The sequence below is a fragment of the Pleomorphochaeta sp. genome (assembly GCF_050031695.1).
Lineage (GTDB): Bacteria > Spirochaetota > Spirochaetia > Sphaerochaetales > Sphaerochaetaceae > Pleomorphochaeta.
This window is the reverse complement of the sequence record NZ_JBNAIC010000019.1, coordinates 1-2576: the sequence shown is the minus strand read 5'-3', so window position 1 is coordinate 2576 and position 2576 is coordinate 1. Positions and strand designations below refer to the sequence as shown.

1 protein-coding gene is annotated in these 2576 nt (G+C 25.0%); it reads left to right on the top strand.

What is annotated here, in order from left to right:
- Window positions 1-151 precede the first annotated feature (151 nt).
- Window positions 152-2576 (top strand): efflux RND transporter permease subunit (locus tag ACPKM0_RS03990; RefSeq protein ID WP_472473528.1); only part of this gene is annotated, 2425 nt, incomplete at its 3' end.

Sequence of the window (2576 nt, the reverse complement as noted above, 5' to 3'; positions counted from 1 at the left end):
AAAAATCAAGAAAAATTTATTTATATATATTTAAAGTTGAAATTATTGTTAATTAGTAAATAAATATTAATGTTTTTGTAAACTAATAAACTTGATTTAATCTTTAACTTAATATTAAATAATAATAATGATTATGAATAAATGAGGGACTATGTCTAATAAATTTTTTAACTTCCAGAATAAACATAAACTTTTAATAATAACTATAATAACTGTTATTACAACTTTCTTCTTAATTAATGCTATGAAGTTAAAAGTAAATGCAGATTTTACTACTATATTCAATCAAACAGAAGCTACAGTTTATCAAGTAGATGGTTCTTTTGATGAAGACGAAGTTAGTTCTTTATTATCAGTTTATAATGATATAGAAAAGATTGATCCCATTGAAATTGCTAATAACCCTATATTAGAAAGTTTTAATGATTCTGCTGATGTAGAGTATCCGATTGTTAATGAAGTAGAAAAAGATAAAAAGAAGTCATCAAGCTTATTATTAATGATAAAAAGCGAAAATCTATTTACTCCAGTTTATTTAAATACTTTAGATATATGCTTACAAAATTTACTAAATTCAGAAAAAGTTCAATCAATATCATCAGTATTTGATTATGTAACAATAGAAAAAAAAGGAACAAGATTAAAAGTTAGTCCAATATCATCTCATAAAGTAGGAAAAGCGTGGAGTGATGAAGAGGTTGAAACTCTAAAATTAAAAATAGCGAATGATCCAACTGCAACAGGTTATTTAGTAAGTCAAAATTTAGATTCAGTTTTATATTTAATAAGCATTTCTTATTTAAATGAAAATGAAATATATGAATTATTAGAATATTTTGAACCTTTGAATAAATATGATTCTAATTATGCAATAACTGGGGCTCTCCCAATTAATTATAGAGTAATGTATTATTTAACTCACGATTTATCAATTTTATTGATACTTTGTTTTGTAATTATATTGCTAATATTTTATTTATCTTTTAGAGCAAAAAGATCTATGATATTACCTTTCTTTTTATCAATATTAGCTATTATATGGACGTTTGGGACGATGTCTTTATTAGATATACCAATTACTATTATTAATATTATAACACCTTGTATGGTGCTTGTTTTGGGTAGTTCTTATTCAGTACATATAGTTAGTGAATATTACTCTAAGTTTAATAATGGGATTAGAGATGATTTAGCACCTATTGCAGCTAGTAGTATTTATAAAACAATAATATTAGCAGGTCTTACAACTATTGCTGGTTTTATAAGTTTATTAGTTTCTAAAGTTGATAGTTTAAAAGAATTTGGACTAGTTGTATCTATTGGAATAGTCTATTGTATTATAATTTCATTAACACTAATTCCTATAATATTATCTTTATTACATGCACCAAAAGAGAAACAGTCTAAAGTTGTAAAAAGTGGTTTATTAACTAAAGTTATTAACAGCTTGTCAAAAATAGTAATAAAGAAATGGTTAATTTTTATATTTTTATATTTATTAATTATTCTCGGTTTTATATTTTTAAAAGATAAAGTTAATGTAGATACTAACTATATGGCTTATTTCCCATCGTCAGATAGGATTGTAAATGATACAAAAGATATATCTCTAACCTTTGGTGGTGATATACCATATGAAATAACCATTAAAGCTCCAGAAAATAGTAACAAGTATTTTCTTCAACCTGAAAACTTAGATAAAGTATATGATTTTGAATCTACTATCATTCAAAGTCCTGATGTATTACAAAATATTTCATTTTCTTCATATGTCGCATATTTAAATAAACTATATAAAGGGGAAGCTTCTATTCCTGAGAGTTCTGCACTTCTTAATTTGTTTAGCAAGTTAATGGTTATTTTAAAAAGTAATAATGCTGGTTTATTAAGCAGAACTATTAGTGATGACTCTAATACTATAAAAATATATTTACAATGTTATGATAGTATTAATAATGATATAACAACGGTTTCAAGTAGTAAAAGGTTAGAAGAGATTATGATTAAATCAATACCTTTACTTCCTAGTGAATGCACAGTTGAATTTGGTGGAACAAATTCAGCTGCACTTCGATTTAGTAACCAGTTGATGGATGATCAGCTTAATTCTCAACTATTAGCTTATTTACTTGTTTTCATTATTGCAGCTTTAGCATTTAAATCTATTTACAGAGGTGTGTTAACATTAATACCTGTATCTGTTGGTGTTATGGCAAATTATATTTTCATGTACTTTTTAAATATACCATTTGATATGGTAACTGTAAGCTTTGCAAGTGTTGCAATTGGGGCAGGGGTAGACGATGCTATTCATTTCTTATTAAAGTATAGCACTTTAATAAAAAATCCTACTATTAAAGATTATAAAGAAGCAATTACTATAACAATACAAGAAACAGGAAGACCAATTGTTTTAACAACAATCTCTATTGTTTTTGGAATGTTAATGTTAACGTTTGGAAGTTATATGCCAATCAAGTATTTTGGTATTCTAATGAGTGTAGCCTTAATGAATTCTATGTTAGCAACAATAATTATTTTACCATCTGTTATTATATTAGTAGAAAAATTAAAAA